At 64.1% G+C, this 23298-nt stretch carries 21 protein-coding genes; 14 read left to right on the top strand and 7 right to left on the bottom strand.

Going from position 1 to position 23298, the window contains the following annotated elements; translation table 11 throughout:
• Positions 1–65 precede the first annotated feature (65 nt).
• Both hemB and yihA read right to left on the bottom strand, forming a co-directional pair.
• Entirely contained in the window at positions 66–1064 is a 999-nt protein-coding gene (hemB, locus tag OKW43_RS11965) for a porphobilinogen synthase (RefSeq protein ID WP_429447563.1), read from the bottom strand.
• Positions 1065–1341: 277 nt separating this feature from the next.
• On the bottom strand, positions 1342–1995 hold the full coding sequence (yihA, locus tag OKW43_RS11960; RefSeq protein ID WP_187636103.1) for a ribosome biogenesis GTP-binding protein YihA/YsxC: 654 nt from the start codon (positions 1993–1995) through the stop codon (positions 1342–1344).
• Between the two features lie 220 nt (positions 1996–2215).
• On the opposite strand from yihA, the gene OKW43_RS11955 reads away from it, so the two are divergent.
• From OKW43_RS11955 to msrQ, 5 genes are all read left to right on the top strand, one after another.
• The gene (locus tag OKW43_RS11955) at positions 2216–2869 is read left to right on the top strand and encodes a c-type cytochrome (protein ID WP_187636102.1); all 654 of its coding nucleotides are present in this window, start codon (positions 2216–2218) and stop codon (positions 2867–2869) included.
• 118 nt (positions 2870–2987) lie between these two features.
• Positions 2988–5198, top strand: a complete 2211-nt coding sequence (locus tag OKW43_RS11950; protein ID WP_429447561.1) for a cytochrome c biogenesis protein ResB — start codon at positions 2988–2990, stop codon at positions 5196–5198.
• Positions 5199–5202: 4 nt separating this feature from the next.
• Positions 5203–6417, top strand: coding sequence for a c-type cytochrome biogenesis protein CcsB (ccsB, locus tag OKW43_RS11945; protein ID WP_187636100.1), 1215 nt, complete (start codon positions 5203–5205; stop codon positions 6415–6417).
• A 206-nt stretch (positions 6418–6623) separates the two neighbouring features.
• Complete coding sequence (gene msrP / locus OKW43_RS11940; RefSeq protein ID WP_187636130.1) at positions 6624–7619, top strand: protein-methionine-sulfoxide reductase catalytic subunit MsrP; 996 nt, start codon at positions 6624–6626, stop codon at positions 7617–7619.
• Positions 7620–7629: 10 nt separating this feature from the next.
• Entirely contained in the window at positions 7630–8331 is a 702-nt protein-coding gene (gene msrQ, locus OKW43_RS11935) for a protein-methionine-sulfoxide reductase heme-binding subunit MsrQ (protein ID WP_429447558.1), read from the top strand.
• A gap of 117 nt (positions 8332–8448) precedes the next feature.
• Here msrQ and lysA read toward each other — a convergent pair whose 3' ends face one another.
• Entirely contained in the window at positions 8449–9711 is a 1263-nt protein-coding gene (lysA, locus tag OKW43_RS11930; RefSeq protein ID WP_429447556.1) for a diaminopimelate decarboxylase, read from the bottom strand.
• Positions 9712–9720: 9 nt separating this feature from the next.
• Positions 9721–10065 (bottom strand): LPS translocon maturation chaperone LptM, encoded by a 345-nt coding sequence (gene lptM / locus OKW43_RS11925; RefSeq protein WP_187636097.1) that lies wholly within the window; start codon positions 10063–10065, stop codon positions 9721–9723.
• A 35-nt stretch (positions 10066–10100) separates the two neighbouring features.
• On the opposite strand from lptM, the gene cyaY reads away from it, so the two are divergent.
• Entirely contained in the window at positions 10101–10421 is a 321-nt protein-coding gene (cyaY, locus tag OKW43_RS11920; RefSeq protein ID WP_187636096.1) for an iron donor protein CyaY, read from the top strand.
• 78 nt (positions 10422–10499) lie between these two features.
• On the opposite strand, the gene OKW43_RS11915 is transcribed toward cyaY, so the two are convergent.
• Positions 10500–12896 carry a penicillin-binding protein 1A gene (locus tag OKW43_RS11915; RefSeq protein WP_429447553.1) on the bottom strand — a complete coding sequence of 799 codons (2397 nt, stop codon included), beginning with the start codon at positions 12894–12896 and terminating at the stop codon, positions 10500–10502.
• A gap of 270 nt (positions 12897–13166) precedes the next feature.
• Here OKW43_RS11915 and pilM point away from each other — a divergent pair, with 270 nt between their 5' ends.
• From pilM to OKW43_RS11880, 7 genes are all read left to right on the top strand, one after another.
• Positions 13167–14156 carry a pilus assembly protein PilM gene (gene pilM / locus OKW43_RS11910; protein WP_429447551.1) on the top strand — a complete coding sequence of 330 codons (990 nt, stop codon included), beginning with the start codon at positions 13167–13169 and terminating at the stop codon, positions 14154–14156.
• Entirely contained in the window at positions 14153–14848 is a 696-nt protein-coding gene (locus OKW43_RS11905) for a fimbrial assembly protein (protein WP_187636093.1), read from the top strand. Before pilM ends, OKW43_RS11905 begins: the two co-directional genes overlap by 4 nt.
• Positions 14845–15777 (top strand): hypothetical protein, encoded by a 933-nt coding sequence (locus OKW43_RS11900; protein ID WP_187636092.1) that lies wholly within the window; start codon positions 14845–14847, stop codon positions 15775–15777. Before OKW43_RS11905 ends, OKW43_RS11900 begins: the two co-directional genes overlap by 4 nt.
• Positions 15774–17492 (top strand): type IV pilus secretin PilQ, encoded by a 1719-nt coding sequence (locus tag OKW43_RS11895; protein WP_429447548.1) that lies wholly within the window; start codon positions 15774–15776, stop codon positions 17490–17492. The genes OKW43_RS11900 and OKW43_RS11895 overlap by 4 nt, the downstream gene beginning before the upstream one ends.
• Positions 17493–17607: 115 nt before the next feature.
• A complete protein-coding gene (locus tag OKW43_RS11890; RefSeq protein WP_090802131.1) occupies positions 17608–18159 on the top strand; it encodes a shikimate kinase in 552 nt (183 codons plus the stop codon).
• Positions 18159–19244, top strand: a complete 1086-nt coding sequence (gene aroB / locus OKW43_RS11885) for a 3-dehydroquinate synthase (RefSeq protein WP_429447546.1) — start codon at positions 18159–18161, stop codon at positions 19242–19244. The genes OKW43_RS11890 and aroB overlap by 1 nt, the downstream gene beginning before the upstream one ends.
• A 114-nt stretch (positions 19245–19358) precedes the next feature.
• Positions 19359–20582 (top strand): deoxyguanosinetriphosphate triphosphohydrolase, encoded by a 1224-nt coding sequence (locus tag OKW43_RS11880; protein WP_187636129.1) that lies wholly within the window; start codon positions 19359–19361, stop codon positions 20580–20582.
• A gap of 113 nt (positions 20583–20695) precedes the next feature.
• Here OKW43_RS11880 and OKW43_RS11875 read toward each other — a convergent pair whose 3' ends face one another.
• Both OKW43_RS11875 and OKW43_RS11870 read right to left on the bottom strand, forming a co-directional pair.
• Entirely contained in the window at positions 20696–21076 is a 381-nt protein-coding gene (locus tag OKW43_RS11875) for a DUF883 family protein (protein ID WP_187636128.1), read from the bottom strand.
• Positions 21077–21440: 364 nt separating this feature from the next.
• Complete coding sequence (locus OKW43_RS11870; RefSeq protein ID WP_187636089.1) at positions 21441–22166, bottom strand: OmpW/AlkL family protein; 726 nt, start codon at positions 22164–22166, stop codon at positions 21441–21443.
• Positions 22167–22352: 186 nt separating this feature from the next.
• Here OKW43_RS11870 and OKW43_RS11865 point away from each other — a divergent pair, with 186 nt between their 5' ends.
• Positions 22353–23060, top strand: a complete 708-nt coding sequence (locus OKW43_RS11865; RefSeq protein ID WP_013090727.1) for a transposase — start codon at positions 22353–22355, stop codon at positions 23058–23060.
• The last annotated feature ends 238 nt before the right edge of the window (positions 23061–23298 follow it).

Raw genomic sequence — 23298 nt, 5'->3', positions numbered from 1 at the left:
GGCGGAACCCTGAGGTTCGCCTCCGTTTTTTTTATCTCACAGCCGGGCGCCAAACCGCGCCTGGCTCACTTCTGCGAACGCAGGATCTTCGCGGCATCCAGCGCGAAATACGTCAGCACGCCGTCCGCGCCGGCACGCTTGAACGCGAGCAGCGATTCCATCATGACCTTATCGTGATCCAGCCAGCCGTTCTGCGCGGCGGCCTTCAGCATCGCGTATTCGCCGCTTACCTGGTAAACGTAGGTGGGGAACTGGAACTCGTCCTTCACGCGACGCACGATGTCCAGATACGGCATGCCCGGCTTGACCATCACCATGTCCGCGCCTTCGTTGATGTCGGCCTGCACTTCGCGCAGCGCCTCGTTCGAATTGGCTGGGTCCATCTGGTAGGTCATCTTGTTGCTCTTGCCGAGGTTCGTCGCGGAACCGACGGCATCGCGGAACGGGCCGTAAAACGCTGAAGCGTACTTTGCCGCGTACGCCATGATGCGCGTGTGGATGTGATCCTCGCTCTCGAGCATTTCGCGGATCGCGCCGATGCGGCCGTCCATCATGTCCGACGGCGCGACGATGTCGACGCCGGCTTCCGCCTGCGCACGCGCCTGCTCGACGAGTATCTCGACGGTTTCGTCGTTGATCACGTAGCCGGCTTCGTCGAGCACGCCGTCCTGACCGTGGCTCGTGTAGGGATCGAGCGCGACGTCGGTGAGCACGCCGAGCTCTGGGAAATTCTTCTTCAGCTCACGCACCGCGCGCGGGATCAGGCCCGCCGGATTGGCCGCTTCTCGGCCTTCGGGCGTTTTCAGCGAGGACTCGATTGCGGGAAACAGCGACAAAACCGGCACACCGAGTTCGACGCACTGCTCGGCAACGCCCATCAGCAGATCGACCGACACGCGCTCAACGCCCGGCATCGACGGCAGGGCCTGCCGCTCGTTGGTCCCCTCGACGATGAAGACGGGGTAAATCAGATCACTAGTGGTGAGAATGTTCTCTCGCATCAATCGACGCGAGAAGTCGTCACGGCGCATGCGGCGCGGACGGTAGTGCGGGTAGAAGCTCATATCGAATCGAAGATCGTGGATAGGTGGAGTGGACACATGGGCCTGCCCCCGCTCCCGGAAACTTTTCGAGACAATGGTATATCATACCGATCGAGCAAGGCGCCTAGCGCTGACCTCCCCGCTTCTCCTCCCTGAGCGGGTGCCTGTCGTTTTTCGATTAGGCTGTTTGACCCGCCGTTCAAGCGGCGGGTTTTTTTATGGGCGGCCGGAAACGTGCCTTGATGCGGTTTTTACAGGCGTTTCACGCGCGCTGCCAGATTCCGGCACCGGTAAGCGTTTAACCGGCGGCCGGTGTTTCGCCGGCTTCGCCCGGGATCAGCCAGCTCTCGATCAACTCGTGCGCCTCATCGAGCCCCGTTCGCTTGAGCGCCGAAAACAGCTGCGCGGTCAGCTCGCCGCGATAGCCCGCAGCCCGATATTCGGCTAGTCCCTTCTGCGCGGTGCGCAACGCGTTCGTGCTTTCCTGACGCGTCAATTTGTCGCATTTCGTGAGCAGCGTGTGGATCGGCTTCCCGGTCGGCGCGAACCACTCGATCATGCGTCGATCGAGGTCCGTCAGCGGGCGGCGCGAATCCATCATCAAGATCATGCCGCGCAGTTGCGAGCGCGATTGAAGATACGTGGACAGCAGCGCTTCCCAGTGCGCCTTCGCCGCTCCTGGCACTTCCGCATAACCGTAGCCCGGCAGGTCGACCAGATAGGCGGCCGGCTCGTCTGCCTTGCCGACTGAAAAATAATTGATGTGCTGCGTGCGGCCAGGCGTCTTGCTCGCGAACGCAAGTCGCTTCTGATTGCAGAGCACGTTGATCGCAGTCGACTTGCCTGCGTTCGAGCGTCCCGCGAAAGCGATCTCGGGCTGCGCGGTGGCCGGCAGGTCGCGCAGATGATTGACGGTGGTATAGAAGCGGGATTCGTGGAGCAGGAAGGGCATGGTGGAAGCCAGATTGGAGAAGCCGCGGAGCCCGCGGCGGGAACGGGGTCAAGCCCGACTGGCGTCTAATCGATTAGCGAGTTATTGTACAATACGATGGTTTACTGAAAACCTTAGGAGGCCGCCCCACGTGCCTTGGCGGCTCCTGGCGGTCACTCGGTCGCCGTCGTCGTACTTTGCAGAACCTCTAAAATCCCACAAGACGAGACAGGGTGTGCGAATGAATCGACTGTGCAAGACTCTGATGGTGCTTCATGTAACGGCAGGTCTTTCAGGTTTGGCAATTCAGGCACGAGCAGCAGATCCGGCAAAGCCGGACATCAATCGGGGGCAGGCAATCGCTGTACAGGTATGCGCGTCATGTCATGGCGCGGATGGCAACAGCGCAGGCGGCGCATACCCGAAGCTGGCGGGCCAGCATCCCGAGTATCTCGTCAAGCAGCTCAGAGATTTCAAGACGCAGCCCGCCGCCAAACAGGCCGCGCGCAACAATGCGATCATGGCGGGCATGGCCGCCGCGCTTTCCGATCAGGACATGATCAACGTCGCGGCTTACTTCTCGACGCAGACGCCCAAGCCAGGTTATGCGCACAACAAGAACACCGTCGCGCTGGGTCAGCAAATCTATCGCGGTGGGATTGTAGACCGCGGGGTGCCTGCCTGCGCGGCCTGCCACGGGCCCACGGGGCAGGGCATTCCGATTCAGTATCCACGGCTGTCGGGGCAGTGGGGCGAGTACCTGGTGACGCAGTTGACCGCGTTTACACAGGGTCCGGGCGCTCGCAATAACAACGACGCGATGCATGCGATAGCATCGCGTCTGTCGGACAACGAGATCAAGGCGGTTGCCGACTACATCGCGGGCCTGCGTTAAGCGGTTTGCACGCGCGAATCCAACCGGCCCAGCGAGGCCGGTGAAAAACAAGAAAAGGGTGAGGGTGTCGTAGCTACGACAGCCCTTCACCCTTTTTTGCTGTTCAGTCGGAGTTTGAATGAGCGTTACCACGTCGGGTCTGCAGTCGAAGTCGGGCAACCGCGTCATGCGCAACACCATCGAGCTCATGAGCTCGATGCGTTTTGCCATTGCGCTGCTCGTGATTCTGTCGATCGCCAGCATTATCGGTACCGTCCTCACGCAGGACGATCCGTATCCCAACTACGTCAACCAGTTCGGTCCGTTCTGGGCGGACATCTTCCGCGCGCTGAGTCTCTACACGGTGTACAGCTCGTGGTGGTTCATACTGATTCTCGGCTTTCTGATGGTGTCGGTGTCACTGTGCGTGATCCGCAACGCGCCGAAGATGGTCGCCGACGCGAAGAGCTGGAAAGACAAGGTCCGCGAAGGCAGCCTGCGCGCGTTCCATCACAAGGGCGAGTTCGCGGTGCACGGCACGCGCGCGCAGACCGCGGCGGTGCTCGCCAAATTATCGGCAAAGTTCGGCTACAAGTTCGTCACGCGCGATTCGGACGGCGCGACGCTGATCGCCGCGAAGCGTGGCGCGCTAACGAAGCTCGGCTACATCTCCGCGCACCTCGCGATCGTCGTGATCTGCCTCGGCGGCCTGCTCGACAGCAATCTGCCGATCAAGCTGCAAATGTGGCTGTTCGACAAGTCGCCGATCAACTCGAACACAGTGATCAACGAAATTCCGCCCGAGCATCGGTTTTCGAAATCGAACCCGACTTTCCGCGGCTACGCGTGGGTGCCCGAAGGACAGCACGTGTCGACCGCGATCCTGAATCAGCCCGGCGGTTCGCTGATCCAGGACCTGCCGTTTTCGATCGAACTCGACAAGTTCATCGTCGATTACTACTCGACCGGTATGCCGAAGCTGTTCGCGAGCGACATCGTCGTGGTCGATCACAAGACCGGCGCGCGTGTGCCGGCTCGCGTCGAGGTCAACAAGCCGTTCGAATACGACGGCGTGTCGATCTATCAATCGAGCTTCCAGGACGGCGGCTCGCAAATGCAGATGACCGCCTACCCGATGTCCGGCCCGAGCGCGAAGCCCGCACCGTTTGGCGGTACGATCGGCGGCGGCGCGCCGCTGAGCTCCGCCACGCCGCTCGCCGATGGCCAGAGCGTCGAATTCACCGACTTCCGCGCGATCAACGTCGAAAACATCTCGAACGGCAATGGCCAGAACGATGCGCGCGGGGTCACCGCGCAACACTCGCTGAAGGAAGCGTTCGACGAGCGCCTCGGCTCCGGCGCGAAGAGCTCGAAGCCGCTCGACCTGCACAACGTCGGCCCGTCGGTGCAGTACAAGATTCGCGGCAAGGATGGCCAGGCGCGCGAGTACAACAACTACATGCTGCCGGTCGACGTGAACGGCGAGAAGATGTTCCTGGCCGGCATGCGCGTGAATCCCGACGACCCGTTCCGCTACCTCCGCATTCCCGCCGACAACGCCGGCACGCTCAAGGAATGGATGAACCTGCGCGCCACGCTCGAAGACCCGAACCAACGCGCGATCGCCGCGCGTCAGTTCGCTCAGCGCTCGGTGCCGGGCTCGAATGCGGAGTTGCAGCAGCATCTGGAGGAAAGCGCGTTGCGCGTGTTGACCCTTTTTGCGGGCGCTGACAGCGGCATGAAGCTGCAGAACGGCGAAAGGCTCGGCGGTTTCCAGGCGATCGCTGGTTTTATCGACCGGTCGGTGCCGAAGGGTGAGCAGGAAAAGGCCGCGGGCCTGCTGCTGCGTATGCTCGAAGGCGTGACGTGGGACTTGTTGCAGCTGTCGCGCCAGCAGCAAGGCGAGCCCGCCGCGCCGGCCGACGCGAACACGAGCCGCTTCATCCAGAGTTCGCTTAATGCGATTTCCGACAGCTTTCTGTATGGATCACCGGTCTATTTGCAGCTTGACTCATTCAAGCAGGTGCAAGCTTCGGTATTTCAGTTGACGCGCGCGCCGGGCAAAAAAGTCGTGTATCTTGGCAGCCTGCTTCTCGTATTGGGCATCTTTTCGATGTTCTACGTTCGCGAACGGCGTCTGTGGTTCTGGCTCAAGGATACGGACCACGGCACGCGTGTCGTGATGGCGATGTCGAGCGCACGCAAGACGCTAGACTTCGAGAAGGAGTTCGTCCAGACGCGCGACGCCGTGAGCGCCGCACTGGGCGCGAAACTCATCGAAGCAGCCGATCAGGGCCCGGCCGCTCAGGCCGCCGCACCGTCGGCAAGCTCACAGGATTCGACCCGGTAAGATCATGGACTTGACTCAGGTTTCCTCCTCCTCTTCTTCGTCTGCTTCGCGCGCCGACAAGGCGTTTGCGAGCAGCACGCCCGAACTCCCGCACTACGACGAACGGCCGTTCCTGAAACGGCTGGGTATCGCCGACTGGTTGTTCGCGCTCGCGCTCGTCGGGGGCGCAGGGTTCGCGCTGTCGCGCTATTACCCGTTCATGAACTACTACGACAAACTGGTGCTGGTGTGCTCGGTGCCGGTTTTCGTGGTGCTCGGTTGGCGCTGGAAGCCGGTGCGTCCCCTGATGGTGGGCATTGCCGCGCTGTCGCTGCTTGCGATCCAGATCTACCACGGCGATCTGAGCCGCGCCGACAACGCGTTTTTCCTCAAGTATTTCCTGTCGAGCCAGTCTGCAATCCTGTGGATGAGCGCGCTGTTCGTATTCGCGACCGTGTTCTACTGGATCGCGCTGCTGTCGCGCTCGCCGACCGGCGCCGCGATCGGCTCGAAGATGGCGTGGGCGGCGGTGCTGCTGGGCTTCGTCGGCATGATGGTGCGCTGGTACGAGTCGTACCTGATCGGCGCCGATGTCGGCCATATTCCGATTTCGAATCTGTATGAAGTGTTCGTGCTGTTCAGCCTGATCACCGCGCTGTTCTATCTGTACTACGAGCAGCACTACAACACGCGCGCGCTCGGCGCCTTCGTGCTGCTCGTGATCAGCGCGGCCGTCGGCTTCCTGATGTGGTACTCGGTCGCGCGCGACGCGCAGCAGATCCAGCCGCTCGTGCCGGCTTTGCAAAGCTGGTGGATGAAGATCCACGTGCCGGCGAACTTCATCGGCTATGGCAGCTTCGCGCTGTCCGCGATGGTCGGCGTCGCGTACCTGGCGAAGGAGCGCGGCGTGCTCGCGGATCGTCTGCCGGCGCTCGAGGTGCTGGACGACGTGATGTACAAGTCGATCGCGGTCGGCTTCGCGTTCTTCACGATCGCGACAATTCTCGGCGCGCTGTGGGCCGCCGAAGCGTGGGGCGGCTACTGGAGCTGGGATCCGAAGGAGACGTGGGCGCTGATCGTGTGGCTGAATTACGCGGCCTGGCTGCACATGCGTCTGATGAAGGGCCTGCGCGGCGAACTCGCCGCATGGTGGGCCTTGACCGGCCTGCTGGTCACGACTTTTGCATTCCTCGGCGTCAACATGTTCCTGTCGGGCTTGCATAGCTACGGCAAGCTGTAAGATCCGCCGCGCTGAACCGACTAAGAACCGCCGCGTGCTTTCGCACCGGCGGTTTTTTTATGGCTGACGGAATATTCGTTGCGCTCCGGTGTTCGCTAGTCAAGCACCCGAGCAAGGACCCATGGATGACAGACGCCCCCAAACGGGCGATCATCAATATGGCTTCGCAACGCGCGCGACGCGGCGGGCCGGCAAGGAGCAGCATGATGTGGATCAAGAGAAGCGACAGAATTGAACTGACCGGCGATGACATCGCGCGTAGCGAGATCACGCCACGGCACGTGTTCGAGAACCGGCGACGCATCCTGCAGGCAGCGGGCGCGATGGCGCTCGGCGGCCTGATCGGGGTGAGCGGCGAGGCGCTCGCGACATATTCGTCGCCCGATCCGAAGGCGCAGAAGCTCGCGGCGAAAACCAACACCAGGTTCGTCGCGCTCGACAAGATCACGCCGTACAAGGACATCACCACTTACAACAATTTCTACGAGTTCGGCACCGACAAATCCGATCCCGCGCAGCACGCGGGCACGTTGCGGCCGCATCCGTGGAAGGTGAGCGTCGAGGGCGAGATCAAGAATCCGAAGGTCTACGACATCGACGATCTGCTGAAGCTCGCGCCGCTCGAGGAGCGTGTGTACCGGCATCGCTGCGTCGAAGGTTGGTCGATCGTGGTTCCGTGGATCGGCGTCTCGCTGTCGGAACTGATCAAACGCGTCGAGCCGACCGGCAATGCGAAGTACGTGCAGTTCCTCACGCTCGCCGATCCGTCGCAGATGCCGGGACTGTCGGCGCCGATACTCGAGTGGCCCTACTCCGAAGGACTGCGGATGGACGAAGCGATGCATCCGCTGACGCTGCTGACGATGGGTCTCTACGGCCAGGTGCTGCCGAATCAGAACGGCGCGCCGGTGCGCGTCGTGGTGCCGTGGAAGTACGGCTTCAAGAGCGCGAAGTCGCTGGTGAAAATCCGCTTCGTCGAGAAGCAGCCGCCGACGAGCTGGAACACGTACGCTTCGAACGAATATGGCTTCTATTCCAACGTGAATCCGAATGTCGATCATCCGCGCTGGAGTCAGGCCACTGAACGGCGCATCGGCGAAGACGGTTTTTTCACGCCGAAACGTAAGACCCTGATGTTCAACGGTTACGGCGATCAGGTCGCGTCGCTCTATCAGGGCATGGACCTGAAGAAGAACTTCTGAGGCGGGCGCGATGGCATCCGATACGCAAACTGTGACCCGCAACCAGCCTGTGACGCGGCCCACGGCGCCGATGTCGCCGGCGAAGCGACGTGCCGCGGCCGGCGCGCGCTGGGTCGTACCGGCGAAAGTCGTGGTGTTCATCGCGGCGCTGTATCCGCTCGCGCGCCTCGTGCTGTTCGGCGTGACCGACCGGCTCGGCGCGAATCCGATCGAATTCATCACACGCTCGACGGGCCTGTGGACGCTCGTGTTCCTGTGCTTCACATTAGCCGTGACGCCGTTGCGCCGTCTGACCGGCGTCGCCGCGTTCATGCGTTTCCGGCGCATGCTCGGGCTCTACACATTCTTCTATGCGACGCTGCATTTCACCACCTACCTGTGGTTCGACAAGTGGTTCGATGTCGCGGAGATTCTGAAGGATATCGGCAAGCGGCCGTTCATCACGGTGGGTTTCGCCGCGTTCGTGCTGCTGATCGCGCTTGCCGTCACTTCGCCGCGCGCGATGGTGCGTCGGCTCGGGCGTCGCTGGCAGACGCTGCATCGCGCGATCTATGTGATCGGCGCGCTGGCGATCCTGCATTTCTGGTGGATGAAGGCGGGCAAGCACGATTTGCTGCTGCCGAAGATTTACGGTGCAGTGATGATCGCTTTGCTGGGGTGGCGCGTGGTGGTGCGGATACTTGAGCGAAGTATCAGAACGCGCGGACGGTGATGGCGAAAGGCTTTCGCGTCGCGCACGCCGCATCAAGGAAAAATGGCGATGCCACCCTGGCATCGCCATTTTCGCTGCTGCGCTTTATACCGTTGGTTCTGCCACCGGTTCCGACGCTTACGCCGGCAGAATCGTCTCACCCGCAAACAGCTGCTTGACCTCTTCGCGCGCGCGAACCACATGCGCCTGTGTAGCATCCACCATCACCTCGGCGGCGCGCGCACGCGTGTTGTAGTTCGAGCTCATCACGAAGCCGTACGCGCCGGCCGAGCGGATCGCGAGCAGATCACCGGGTTCGACTGCGAGCAGCCGTTCGCGGCCTAGCCAGTCACCGCTTTCGCAGACTGGGCCGACCACGTCATACACGTGCGCGGGTACATCGCGCTTCACGACCGGCTCGATCGCGTGATACGCGTCGTACATCGCGGGGCGCGCGAGTTCGGTCATCGCCGCGTCGACGATCGCGAAGTTCTTGTCCTCGCCGGGCTTCAGAAACTCGACACGTGTGAGCAGCACGCCCGCATTGCCGACCAGCGAGCGGCCCGGCTCGAAATAGACTTCGCGGTGACCGTGGCCGCGCGCTTCGATGCGATCGAGCACCGTGCGCACGAACTCGCCGATTTCCGGCGGCGTTTCGTCGTCGTAGGTGATGCCGAGACCGCCGCCGACATCGATATGGCGAATCGTCACCCCGTCCCGCTCGATCTGCTCGACGAGTTCCAGCATCTTGTCGATCGCGTCGAGATAGGGCGCGACTTCGGTGATCTGCGAGCCGATATGGCAGTCGATGCCAACCACCTCGAGATGCGTCATCGCCGCGGCCGCCCGGTAGGTGGCGCGCGCATCTTCGAACGCGACGCCGAACTTGTTCGTCTTCAGGCCGGTGGAAATGTACGGATGCGTTTTCGCGTCGACGTCGGGATTCACCCGAAGCGACACCGGCGCCTTCTTGCCCATCTCGCCCGCCACCGCGTTGAGCCGGTCGAGCTCGGGAATCGATTCGACGTTGAAGCATTTGACGCCGGCCGCGAGCGCGTCGCGCATTTCGCTCGCCTGCTTGCCGACGCCCGAGAACACGGTGTTTTCCGCTTTGCCGCCAGCCGCGAGCACGCGCGCGAGCTCGCCGCCCGACACGATGTCGAAGCCCGCGCCGAGGCGCGCGAACACGTTCAGCACCGCGAGATTGCTGTTGGCCTTGACGGCCACGTGCACGCTCGCGCGACGCCCGGCGCAGGCGCCCGCATAGGCGTTCCACGCAGCGCTCAGCGCGGCGCGCGAATAGACGTAGAGCGGCGTGCCGAACTGCTCGGCGAGGGAAACGGCGGACACGCCTTCGGCGTGCAATACGCCGTCGACGTAGTCAAATGCGGATCGAGTCATGCGAAAGTCTTATTGATCAGAAGGGACGGCGGAGGCGGGCAGCGGCACTGCGGGAGCCGATGCCGCCGAAGCGGGCGGCGTGGTGAGCTGGCTTTCGGGAGCGAGCGTCAGCGGCGTGCCCGAGGTGTCGGGGATCGAACCCATGTCGGCCGCGTTACCGCTAGCCGGTTGCGTTTGATCGGTCGACGGCGTTTGCGTGCGATGAGCCGGCGGGGCAGGCATCGGCGGTACGGTCGGCAGATAGAGCGAGCCGCGTTGGCCGCAGCCGGTGAGCGCGCAACCTGCGAGAATGGTTAAAACCGCTACAATCGCGCGGCCGGACGCTGCCGCGCGCATCCGAGTTACGACTCGCATGACTGTCCCTGAATGAATAATCGATGGAGTTTAGCATGTCCGATAGTGATTACCTGACCCGTGCGGAAGCCGTGCTGGCCGCCATCGAGAGCGCGCTCGACGACACCGACGCCGACATCGAACTCGAGCGCAGCGGCAACGTTCTGACGCTCGAATTCGAGAACCGCACGAAGATCATTGTCAACCTTCAGCCGCCGATGAGCGAGATCTGGATCGCCGCCAAAGCCGGTGGCTTCCACTTCCGTTTCGTCGACGGAGAATGGCGCGACACGCGCAGCGGCTCAGAGTTTTTCGCGGCGCTGTCGCAGTATGCGACGGAGCAGGCGGGCGAGCCGGTGCGGATCGCCGCGCAATAAGCGCGAAGCGCTGTCAAAACAGAACCGCCGCGTATCGAACGCGGCGGTTTTTTCTTTCTACGGGACGTCGACGCGGCCTCAGTGCCCGCGGAACAGATTCATGATGTCCTGCTTTTCCTGCTCGCCGACCTGCTCCGGCGCCGCGGCTGCGGCGCTCGCCTCGGCGTCGAGTGTCGCCTGATTGACGCCGACCGTCGCGATGAAACCGTGGCCCGGCGTGAAGTCGTCGAAATAAAGCTCCGAGCCGATTTCGCTGACGTCGTCGGGGCGTGCCATCTTGTACTCGGGCACACCCTTCAGCGCGCGTCCCATGTACTCGATCCATATCGGCAGCGCCAGGCCTCCGCCGGTTTCCTTGTCGCCGAGGCTGCGCGGGTTGTCGTAGCCGATCCACGCGATCGCGGTGAGCGTGTGCTGATAGCCGGCGAACCACGCGTCGCGGGAATCGTTGGTCGTGCCGGTCTTGCCCGCGAGATCGGTGCGCTTGAGCACGTTGCTCTTCGCCCCGGTGCCGTGCTGCGCGACGCTTTGAAGCAAGCTGTTCATCACGTAGGCATTGCGCGGTTGGATCGCGAACGGCGCGCTTTGCCCGGCCACGAGCGGCTGCGCGTGCGCGACGACGATGCCGCGCTGATCGGTGACTTCGGCGATCAGATACGGATTGATCCGGTAGCCGCCGTTGGCGAACACCGAGAACGCGCCGGCCATTTGCAGCGGCGTCACGAGGCCCGCGCCGAGCGCCATCGGCAGATAGGCGGGGTGGCGGTCCGCGTCGAAGCCGAAGCGCGTGATGTATTGCTGCGCGTACTTCGGGCCGATCTGGTTCAGGATGCGGATCGACACGAGATTCTTCGATTTCTGCAGCGCGGTGCGCATCGTCATCGGACCGTCGAAACCGCCGCCGTAGTTTTTCGGCTCCCATGCCTGGCCGCCGGTTTCCGCCGCGCTGAAAAAGAGCGGCGCGTCGTTGATGATCGTGGCGGGCCCGAGGCCCTTTTCGAGCGACGCCGAATAGATGAACGGCTTGAAGCTCGAGCCCGGCTGACGCCAAGCCTGCGTCACATGATTGAACTTGTTCTTGTTGAAGTCGAAGCCGCCGACCAGCGAGCGGATCGCGCCGTCCTGCGGCACCACCGAGATGAATGCGCCTTCCACCTGCGGCAATTGCGTGATCGACCAGTCGCCGTCGTCGTTCTTTACGAGCCGGACGATTGCGCCGGGCCGGATGCGCTGATTCGGCTGAGCGCGCGGGCCGAGCGCGAACTGCGCATAGCGCAGGCCGTCGCCGTCGATCGTCGCGACATTGCCGTCGATGAACGCCGCTTGCACCTGCTTCGGGCTCGCCGCCGTGACGACGGCCGCGATGATTTCGCCGTTATCGGGATGCTCGAGCAGCGCGTCGTCGATGGCCTGTTCTCGCTCGTCCGCGTCGGCCGGCAGATCGATGAACGCCTCCGGGCCGCGATAGCCGCGGCGGCGCTCGTAGTCCATCAGGCCTTTGCGTACCGCGTGATACGCGACGTCCTGATCGGCCGAATCGATGGTGGTCACGACGTTCAGTCCTCGCGTGTACGCCTCTTCGCGATACTGTGCGTACATCATCTGCCGCACCATTTCCGCGACGTATTCGGCGTGCACGCTGTATTCCTTGCCCATGCCTTTCACGACGAGTCGCTGCCGGCTCGCGTCGTCGTACTGCTCCTGGGTGATGTAGTGCAACTCGTACATGCGCTGCAGGATGTACTCCTGACGCACCTTCGCGCGCCTTGGATTGACGACCGGGTTATACGCGGATGGCGCCTTCGGCAGACCGGCGAGCATCGCCGATTCGGCGAGCGTCAGGTCCTTCAGATCCTTGCCGAAGTACACGCGCGCCGCGCTCGCGAAACCGTACGCGCGCTGACCGAGATAGATCTGATTCATGTACACCTCGAGAATCTGATCTTTGCTCAGCTTCGATTCGATCTTGTACGCGAGCAGCATCTCGTAGATCTTGCGCGTGTAGGTCTTCTCGCTGGACAGAAAGAAGTTGCGCGCGACCTGCATCGTGATCGTGCTCGCGCCTTGCGTCGCATGCCCGTTCGTCAGCGCGACGAAGCCGGCTCGCGCGATGCCGGTGAGATCGACGCCACCGTGCTCATAGAAGCGCGCGTCCTCGATCGCGAGGATCGCTTTCTTCAGGCTGTCGGGCACGTCCTGGATGTGCACGATGTCGCGCCGCTCCTCGCCGAATTCGCCGATCAGCACATGGTCGGCCGTGTAGATTCGCAGCGGCACCTTGGGCTGATAGTCGGTCAATGCGTCGAGCGACGGCAGGTTCGGCGTCGCGACGACGAGCGCATAGCCGAGCAGCAGCGCCACGCAAACGATGCCCGCGACGATCAACCCGACAAAGCCGAGGATGAGCTTCAGCCACAACGGGCGTTTGCGCTTTTTCGGCGCGGGCGGCGGGGACGTAGCAGACGTGGCTTGCATAGGAGTACCGGAAAAACAGTCCCGCGATTATAGCCGCCAGGGTTTTCCTGCTTTCGACAAGCTTACGAATGACGTGCAATCAGCGCACGCCGGGCGGCGCGGAAACGACTTCGCTGTAGTCCCAACTGTAGTCGCTTTGATATCGCTCGGGGCGGCTTCGCAACTGCGCTAGCCATTCGGCTGAATGTCGCTAGGACGTGCGTCTGCCGACAATGATCCCTCGTTACTCGCGTTCGAATGGTTCGTCGCGTGAGTCTGAGGGAGGGAGTAATGGCCAATAAAAATTCATGGCTTCAGGCGGTGCGGGAGGGCCGGCAGCGTTTTGCCGCCGGCATCGACGTCGGTTCGCAAAACGTGCGTCTGGTGGTACTGAGTCAACGCGCACGGGGCGCGCTGCATCTCGAATATGTGAGCACGGTGGCGCTCGCGGCCGGCGCAATGGCGGGCACCGAGATCGTCGACCGGCAAGCCGTCGGGCGTGCGTTGCGCGATGCGTTCGCCGATTTGCCGCGGGTATGCGCGACGCACGCGCTGCGCTGCGCGATGGCCGTGCCCGCGTCGGCCACGCTGACGACCACTGTACCGCTCGCGCGGCTCGCCGCGCAGAGCGACTGCGACGAAGAGGACGGCGGCGTCGCGCTCGCCGGACTCGCACCCGCGGTGATGGGAGAGGCGGAGCGCATCGCCGGGCTCGAGCGTCATGCGCTCGCGGTCGACTGGTATGTCGACGAGACACCGTCGCCGGTGCGCTCGGTGAAGATCGCCGCGACCGCGCGTCAGCATCTCGAAGCTCGGATCGAATGCGCGGCGACCGCCGGTATTTCGCTGTCCGCGATCGATGGCGAGCCTCATGCGGCATTACGCGCGCTGCGCTTCGCAGCCAGCCGCGAGCTCGACCCGAACGAGCCGTACGCGGCGGTGTGGGTCGGTACGGACGGCGTGTACGGCTGGAGCGTCGTCGATGGCGCGAGCGTCGGCGAGGTGCGCTATCCGGCGCCCGAGCATGCCGATCTCGGCGACGCGTTGCGCGATCTCGTGCGGGGTCCGGAGTTCGACTGCGCGCTGATCGGCGGCGAAATCGGGCTGCTCGACGGCGTCGGCTTTTCGCTCGCCGATATGGGCGACGTGCTTGGCTGCTCGGTGCTGCCGTTCGAGTGCACGCTGCTGGGCAGCCACGCGCGGCCGCTCGACGACGCGTTGCTGCACGAGCCGGCTGGCGCGGTCGCTTTCGGGCTAGCGTTACGCGGGGTGCTGGAATGATGCGCGGTCTGTCGTTTTCCCCGGGCGCGGCCGCGAGTCTGGATCGGTGTGATCTGCGAGCCACTGTGGGGTGGCTCGGCGGCTTCAATCTGCTGCCGTATCGGCAACGCAATGCGCGACTCGCGCGACGCCGCTGTATGCGCGACTGGGCTGTGGCGACTTGCGTCGGCGCCGCGGGGGTGTTGCTCGTCGCGGGCTGGCAGACCTTCGCCGCAGCGCGGCTCGATGCGCGGCGCGCGGCGGCCGGGCAGGCGCTGACGCGGCTTGCCGCGCCGCTCGCGGAGCACGCGAAGCTGTCGCGGGCCGAGCAGGAGCAGCGCGAAGCCGCGGCGCGCGCAGCGGACCTCGCGACGCCGCTCGCGCATCTGCGCGATCTGCTCGAAGCGCTGAGCTTCGAGCCGGGCGATCGCGTCGTGTTGCGGCAGTTGCGCCAGCGTGAGTACGAGACCGAACTGCTGGCGACTTCGAGCGGCCATCTCGCGTCGGCTGAATGGCTCAAGCGGCTCGGCGCGATTCACGGGATGCAGGGCGCGGAGATGCGCGATCTGCATCGACCGCAGCAGAAGGGCGGCCCGTCGACGGAACCAGCGATTGGCGGACCGGTGGAATTCGATGCGCGCCTGCGCTGGGGCGATCCTCCGCCCCAAGCGACGCGCGCCTTGAAGGCCGCAAGACCGGGAGGAGCACGATGAGCACGACTTTTTTCGAGCCGCGCGGCGCGGCGCACGTGTCCGCCGGTTTTTCGCGCTGGGTCAAGTGCGCGCGTACGCCGTTCGAGGCCTGGAGCCGGCGCCGTCGCTGGCTCGTCGCGGTGACGCTTGCCGTGCTCGTGTTCGGCCTCGGCGCGTACGGCTGGACCGCGGCCGATCTCGCCGGACTGGTAGCGAGCCGCGCGGCGCTCGCCGTGAGCACGCAGCGTCTCGCCGATGCGCGGCACGCGCTCGCGCAGCTGCCGTCGCTGCGCCGCGCAACCGAGGCGATGCCGGCCACGGCGTCGAGCGCTGTGCCGTGGAATTCCGCCGACGACGTACGCATCGTCTCCGAGCTGGCCACGCAGAGCGGCGTCGCGTTGCTCGCGGTGGAACCGGGCACGGCGAGCGGCGAGGGCGTCGAGCGGATGCGCGCGCTGCAACTCACCGCGCGCACGGACTTCGTTCACCTGATGGCATTTTTCCATGGGCTCGCGCAACTGCCGGTGCTGATCGTTCCCGGCGACGTGACCGTCAAGCAGGATGGCAAAGGGCTGGCGGTGGCCGCGACGCTGCAGGTGTACGACGCGCTGCGGCCGGCGCCCGAGATCGCGCTGACGAGCGCCCACGCGAGCCCTGACGCCGACGAGGCCGCCAACGATGACGACGAAGATGTCGTATTCTTCGATCCGTTTGCGAAACCGCGAATCTCCACGAGCGGCGAGCCGGGCGATGGGTCGCAGTTGCGGCTTGTCGGCTTGCTGCGCGATCGCACCCGCGGGCTCGCATTGATCGATACGCCGGATGGCGCAACGACGGTCGCGGCCGGGCAGCAACTGGGCGTCGAGCGGGTTACGCAGCTCGACGCGCTCGGCATTACGCTCGCGAATGGCGGCGCGACGCGCCTGCTGACGCTGACGGAGGCGTCATGATGCGCCCGCTCGAGCGATGGAGCACGGCAACGTCGGGTGTCGGACGTGAGATCCGCGTCGGCTTCGGGCTGTGTGTCGGGCTCTACGTCGCTGCGACGCTGGGCGCCGGGCTCGCGCAGGCAGCGACGCCACCGCTGCTGCCGCCGTTGCCGACTTACGCGGCGCTCGACGACCTTCCCGCTTCGGCCAATCCCGCCCACGAGATCGCGCCGCTGCCGGGCGGCAGCGTCGGGCAAGCGGCGAATCCGTTCGGCGACGTTTCTGCGCAAAACGCGGCCCAGGATTCGGACGCCCTGCCCGGGACCCCGCATTCCGCGACAGCGCCCGACGCTTCCGCGGACGACGTCGCGAGCGACCCGATCCCGCCGCCGTCGCCTAAGCAACCCGGCGCCACGGCTCGCGACGACAGCGCCGGCACGCCCAGTCTCGAAGGCCCGCCGGTCCCGCTGCCGCCGCAGCGGCGCCTCGCCGACGCGTCGGCCAGTGCCGACTCGGGCCTTCCCGCGGGCAACAAGCCGATCTCGTTGAACTTCCAGCGCGCGCAACTCGGCGCGGTCCTGAAAGCCTTCGCCGAGTTCACCGGCCTAAACATCGTCGCCAGCGACAAAGTGCGCGGCGCCGTGTCGATACGTCTCGACAAGGTGCCGTGGCGCACCGCGTTCGACACCTTGCTCGACGTCAACAATCTGGCGATGGAGCGCCACGGCAACGTGATCTGGGTTGCGCCTGCCGCCGAACTCACCGCGCGCGAACGTCAGCGCTTCGAAGCCCACGCCCGCGCCGCGGACCTCGAGCCGCTCGCGAGTCGCACGTTCGAGCTGCACTACGCGCACGCCGAGGACGTGCGGCGTCTGCTGACCGGTTCCGGCACCCAGCGCGTGCTGTCCAAACGCGGCGCAGTCACTGCGGATCCGCGCACCAACCTGCTGTTCGTCACCGATCTCGCGGGGCGGCTCGAGCAGATCGCGGCGCTGATCGCTTCCGTCGATCGTCCGACCCGCCAGGTGCTGATCGAGGCTCAGATCGTCGAAGGCGACCAGGGCTTTTCACGCAATCTCGGCGTACGGCTGTCGCTCGCTGGCACGAGCGCGGACGGTACGGCGAGGGGGCTGACGGGAGGAGTGGACGGCTCCGTGTACGATCTGTCGGCCCGTCCGATCTCCGGGTTCGATGCCGCGACCGCCGGCCTCACGCTGTTCGCGGCGCGCGCGACGCGGCTGCTGAATCTCGAGCTGTCGGCGCTCGAGTCCGAGGGACATGGGAAAATCGTGTCGAGCCCGCGAGTCGTCACTGCGGACCGGATGAAGGCGATCGTCGAGCAGGGCACCGAGCTGCCGTATCAGGCGAAGGTCGGGCAGGGCGTATCGGGCGTGCAGTTTCGCCGCGCGACGCTCAAACTGGAGGTCGAGCCGCAGATCATGCCAGATGGCCGCGTGGTGCTCGACCTCGACGTCGCGAAGGACAGCGTCGGCGAGCAGACCGACGCCGGGCCCGCGATCAACACCAAGCACGTGCAAACGCGCGTCGAGGTCGAGGATGGCGGTACGGTGTCGATCGGCGGAATTTACGAGACCGACGACCGGGACGACGTCGAGCGCGTGCCTATCCTCGGCAAAATACCGGTTCTGGGCGCGTTGTTCCGCCATCGGACTCATCGCGACACGCGCAGCGAACTGGCTGTTTTCATCACACCGCGCGTGGTGCGAGAGAATTAGGGCGCATAGGGCCGAGATGGCGCCGCCCTTCCCCGGCGGCGCGCAGGCTCGACAAGGCAGCCGCTTTGCCAGTAAGCTGCGGCACGAACTACACCAGATTAGCCAGAGGACACCGTTGCAAGCGCGGGACGCACACGCCAATGTTTTTTTCGTAGGGCTCATGGGGGCAGGAAAAACCACTGTGGGTCGGGCGGTTGCGCGCCGTCTCGAGCGCCCGTTCTTCGATTCCGATCATGAAATCGAGGCGCGCACGGGCGCGCGCATTCCCGTGATCTTCGAGCTGGAGGGCGAAGCGGGCTTTCGCGATCGCGAAGCGAGCGTGATCTCCGAGCTGACCGGGCGCGACAATATCGTGCTCGCGACGGGCGGCGGTGCCGTGCTGCGGCCGGAAAACCGCGAAGCGCTGAAAAGCCGCGGCCTCGTGATCTATCTGCGCGCCAACCCGCATGACTTGTGGCTGCGCACGAGGCGGGACAAGAATCGCCCGCTGCTGCAAACGGAAGACCCCAAGGCGCGTCTCGAAGCGCTCTATGAAGTGCGCGACCCGCTGTACCGCGAATGCGCGCACTTCGTGATCGAAACCGGCCGGCCCTCGGTCAACGGGCTCGTCAACATGGTTCTCATGCAGCTCGAGATGGCCGGCGTCGCCAAACATCCTGCGTCATAATGGACCGTATGATTACCGTCAACGTCGAACTGGGCGAGCGCGCCTATCCCATCCATATCGGTGCCGACCTGATTGGCCAGACCGAGTTGTTCGCGCCGCATATCGGCGGCAACTCGGTCACGATCGTCACCAATACCACCGTCGATCCCCTCTACGGCGACAAGCTGCGCGCGGCGCTCGCGCCGCTGAACAAGCAGGTCTCCACGGTCGTTTTGCCGGACGGCGAAGCGCACAAGAATCTGCATACGCTGAACCTGATCTTCGACGCGCTGCTCGGCTCGCGCGCCGACCGCAAGACTACGCTGATCGCGCTCGGCGGAGGCGTGATCGGCGACATGACCGGGTTTGCCGCCGCCTGCTACATGCGCGGTGTGCCGTTCATCCAGGTGCCGACCACGTTGCTGTCGCAGGTGGATTCGTCGGTCGGCGGCAAGACCGGCATCAATCATCCGTTGGGCAAAAACATGATCGGCGCGTTCTACCAGCCGCAGGCGGTGATCGCTGACATCGGCGCGTTGCGTACGTTGCCCGGACGCGAACTCGCGGCGGGCAACGCCGAGGTCATCAAGACCGGCGCGATTGCCGACGCCGGTTTCTTCACCTGGATCGAGGCCAACATCGAGGCTTTGAACCGCTGTGAATCGAAGGTGTTGGCCGAGGCGGTCAAGCGCTCATGCGAGATCAAGGCGTCGGTGGTGGCGCAGGACGAGCGCGAAGGTGGTCTGCGCGCGATCCTCAACTTCGGTCACACGTTCGGCCACGCGATCGAGGCTGGGCTCGGCTACGGCGAGTGGCTGCACGGCGAGGCGGTCGGCTGTGGGATGGTGATGGCCGCGGATCTGTCCGTGCGCCTCGGCCATCTCGACGAAGCGTCGCGCAAGCGGCTCGTCGATGTGGTGCTTGCCGCGCGTCTGCCAACTCGTGCACCTGCGCTCGGCGCGGACCGCTACGTCGAGCTGATGCAGATCGACAAGAAAGCGGAAGCCGGCGCGATCAAGTTCATTCTGCTGAAGCGTTTCGGTGAGACACTGATCACCCGGGCGCCCGACGCCGACGTGCATGCGACGCTGGCCGCCGCCGTCTAGATCCTCGACGGCCCTGCAGCCACGCTTCACGCACCTGCGTCACGCGGCGCCGCCCATGTTTCGGAGAACCCGGTGACTGACAGGCGCAGCGACGATATCCAGCATGACCCGAGCTTGCGCGCAGCCGCCGGGAATGGTGCCATCGCCCCGGATGCCGCTGCCGCCGCACCCGCCGTCGCCGCGCCCGCGGTCGCCGTGCCGACCCAGCAGGCGCTCGAAGTGCATCTCGCGCCGTACGCCGCGCATTCGAGCCAGTCACGCGGGCGTCGCTATGCGGAATCCGCGCCGAGCGCGCGCACCGAGTTTCAGCGCGACCGCGACCGCATCGTCCACTCGACCGCATTCCGGCGGCTCGAATACAAGACTCAGGTATTCGTCAATCACGAGGGCGACCTGTTTCGCACGCGCCTCACTCATAGCCTCGAAGTTGCGCAGATTGCGCGCTCGGTCGCGCGTAATCTGCGCGTCAACGAAGATCTCGTCGAAGCGATTTCGCTCGCGCACGATCTCGGCCATACGCCGTTCGGCCATGCCGGCCAGGATGCGTTGAACGAATGCATGCGCGAGCATGGCGGCTTTGAGCACAACCTGCAGAGTCTTGCGGTCGTCGACGAACTGGAAGAGCACTACGGAGCTTTCAATGGCCTGAACCTGTGCTTCGAAACGCGCGAGGGCATTCTCAAGCATTGCTCGCGTGATAACGCGCGCCGGCTCGGCGCGTTGGGCGAGCGTTTTCTCGAAGGACGGCAGCCGTCGCTCGAAGCGCAGATCGCCAACGTCGCCGACGAAATCGCGTACAACAATCACGACGTCGACGACGGTTTGCGCTCCGGCCTGTTGTCGCTCGAGCAACTCGCCGAAGTAGAACTCTGGCAGACGCACTGTGAGGCGGCGCGTGGCGACTATCCGCGGATCGAAGGGCGTCGGCTGATTCACGAGACGGTGCGGCGCGTGATCAATACGCTGATCGTCGATCTGATCGAGACGACGCGGACCAATCTCGCGCGCTACGCGCCGGCGTCACTCGACGATGTGCGCGCGGCGCCCCCGCTCGTCGCGCACAGCGATGCGATCGCCGCGCAGGCCGCGGCGCTCAAGCGCTTTCTGTTCAGGAACATGTACCGGCACTATCGCGTGATGCGCATGGCCAACAAGGCGCGCCGCGTCGTGGTCGGCCTGTTCGACGCGTTCACCGACGACCCGAGGCTGCTGCCGCCGGACTATCAGTCCGCGGATGCGGCGCGCCAGCCGCGTCTGATCGCGCATTACATTGCGGGGATGACCGATCGCTACGCGCTGAAGGAGTATCGGCGGCTGTTCGTAATCGACGAAAACTAGGCGCTAGCGGTTAGCCGCGTGCGAGGCGCGGCAAGGAGTGACGTTCGGCCGCGCGGCATCGAATGCGGCCGTCGAGCCCCCCTGCCAGCACCGTCAAGCCGCGCCGGCCCGTGTCACCGCGAGCGGGACGCCAGCAGCGCCCCCACCACCAGCGCAAGTCCGCCGACGATCGCAATCGTCTGCCAAGGATTTTCATGCACGTAGTGGTCGGCGTCCGAGATCGCGACGCCCGCACGGTCGCGCATTGCGTCACGCGTGTCGTTCAGCCGCTCGCGCGCGGCGTCCAGCTGTTTACGCAGCTTGCCGCGCAGCGCCACGGCATCGGCCTGCGTGCCGTCGGTCAACGTCGATTCGAGTTCCGACAGCAGGGTGCGCAACTCGACCGCGATATCTTCTGCCGCATGGCGGCTATGGCGAGCGATGCGCCGCGCGCGGCGACTCGCGCTGGTCCAGGATTCGCCGAGGGCGTCTCGCGTATTTGGAAGTGCTGTCATGGTCGCTCCGTCGATGAGTTGAAAGGCCCCGCGCATCGTCGCGCGGACACGCTATGCGCAGACGCAGTATTACGCTGCAGCACAGGAAACGCCATCTAAACGCAACTTCGATGCCAAGCGCTGCATCGCCCGCAACGTTGCGCGCGCGCGGCTTGCGCCAGCACGGGTGGACGCATATCGTCGCCAGATTTTGCACACAGGCGAGCCGAATCCGCGTCAAATTTACAAACGCTCACGTCGCATGGCGCGGCCATCCCGATGCAACAGAGACGCCAAATCAAAACGCCGTCATCGACTCGATGACGGCGTTCCCCAAGGCGCGAAATTCGACTACCCTAATTCAAGCCACCCCTCTCGCGAGGCGTTAGAAACGGTAACCGACGTTGACGTAAGTGACGATCGGGTTCAGCTTGATCTTGGTCTGCGATTGCACGGTCAGCGTGCCGACCGGCGTCGTCGACGCCGAACTGAGCTTTGCGGTCGTGCTGAGCGGCAGGTATGAGATCGACACGCCGGCGAACCAGTGTTGATTGAAGGCGTACGTGAAGCCCGCATTAAACACGGGTTCCCACGAACTATCCGTCGACACACTGGTCGGACCATGCAGAACGTTGGCTTCGAATGCGCTGTTGGAAATGTGTTCGTCGGTGAACCAGATGCGGCTCACACCGACACCGAGATACGGGCGGAACGAAGCGGTCGGCGCGTTGAAGTAGTACTTGAAGAGCAGCGTCGGGCTCCACTGTTTGGCCTGCCCGAGCTTGCCGAACTGCTCGAAGCTGCCCGTGCCGTACAGGTCGAAAGTAGGGGGGACGCCAATGACGAACTCGGCTGCGATGTGGTCGGTGACAAAATAGCCGGCGGTAAAACCGATGGTATCGGCCGAACTCAGCGAGGCGCCGGTGTTGGGTTCGGTGATGTTGGTTGGGCTACCGCCAATGCTGGTCACTCTCAGCGGGTCGCTGCTCGATTGGGGCGCAAGATGGAACCAGCCGGTCGTGAAGTAAATGGTGCCGGCCGATTGGGCGTGCGCTGCCGTACTCATGCAGGCTAGCACCGCCATCCCCGTTACGGCCTGTTTTAATTTCATATGTGCTCTCCAAAAAAGGCCCGCTCATTATGACTACAACGTTTGAAACAAACCAGACGCGGCGGTTAGAGTTTTCTCCCTAAGCGCCGCGTGGTTTCTGGCTTGGCCGCATGGCGCCGAACCTTGCGCCCATGCGGCTCTTCGGACCTTCGGGTATATACCAACGCGACTATTGGACACTCCAGCATGGCACGGCTTGCACGTCTTTATGTCCCCGACCAGCCGCAGCACGTCATCCTCCGCGGGCTCGACCAGCAGCCCGCCTTCGTCGACGACCAGGACTACGAGCTTTTCATCGACTGTCTGAAGGCGGCTTCCCGGGACCATCACCTCTCCATCCACGCTTATGCCCTGATGCCGGGCGCCGTGCAACTGCTCGTCACGCCCACCGAGGAGTCGAGCCTGCCCAAGGCGATGCAGGCTGTCGGGCGGCGCTACGTCGCGCACTTCAACCGGCGCTATGCGCGTCGCGGCACCTTGTGGGAAGGCCGTTACCGGGCGACGGTGATCGAAGGTGAGCGCTACTTTCTGCTTGCGAGCCGGGTCGTCGAAATGTGTCCGGTGCGTTTGCAACTGGTGAATGCGGCCGAGGATTATCGCTGGTCGAGCTATCGTCATCACATCGGCCTTACTCTTGACAGCTTGATCACGGATCATCCTCTGTATTGGTCGCTCGGCAACACGCCGTTCGAGCGACAGCGCGCTTATCGCGAACTGTGCGAGCAGCCACTCGACGAGCGCGAGGCGAGTCAGCTCCAGCAAGCTACGTTGAAAGGATGGGTGCTGGGCAGCGACACCTACCGCGAATGGGCGGCGCGAGCCGCGAACCGGCGTGTGTCGCCGCTGCCGCGTGGCCGGCCTCGCAAGGTGCGCGAGACGCCGCATACGCAGTGAGGCGACGCGAGGTGACACCTGCCCCGCATTAGCGCTGCTTCAGATCGGAAGAAAGAGTTTTACATCAAGGGACTGTATGAAGACGGCATCTGAAATGCCGTTTTCTTTGCCCCAAAATCGATATGACACCAATAAAAATTAGCCGCAATGCACCAATTTGATAATCGGTGTCAGATCATCACGTTTTATTTGCTATTTCATTGATTCGTCGCGTATATTCCGATTTCCGACGCATTTC

The sequence above is a fragment of the Paraburkholderia sp. WC7.3g genome (assembly GCF_050436345.1).
GTDB classification, from domain to species: domain Bacteria; phylum Pseudomonadota; class Gammaproteobacteria; order Burkholderiales; family Burkholderiaceae; genus Paraburkholderia; species Paraburkholderia podalyriae.
This window is presented reverse-complemented; position numbering and strand designations above follow the sequence as displayed.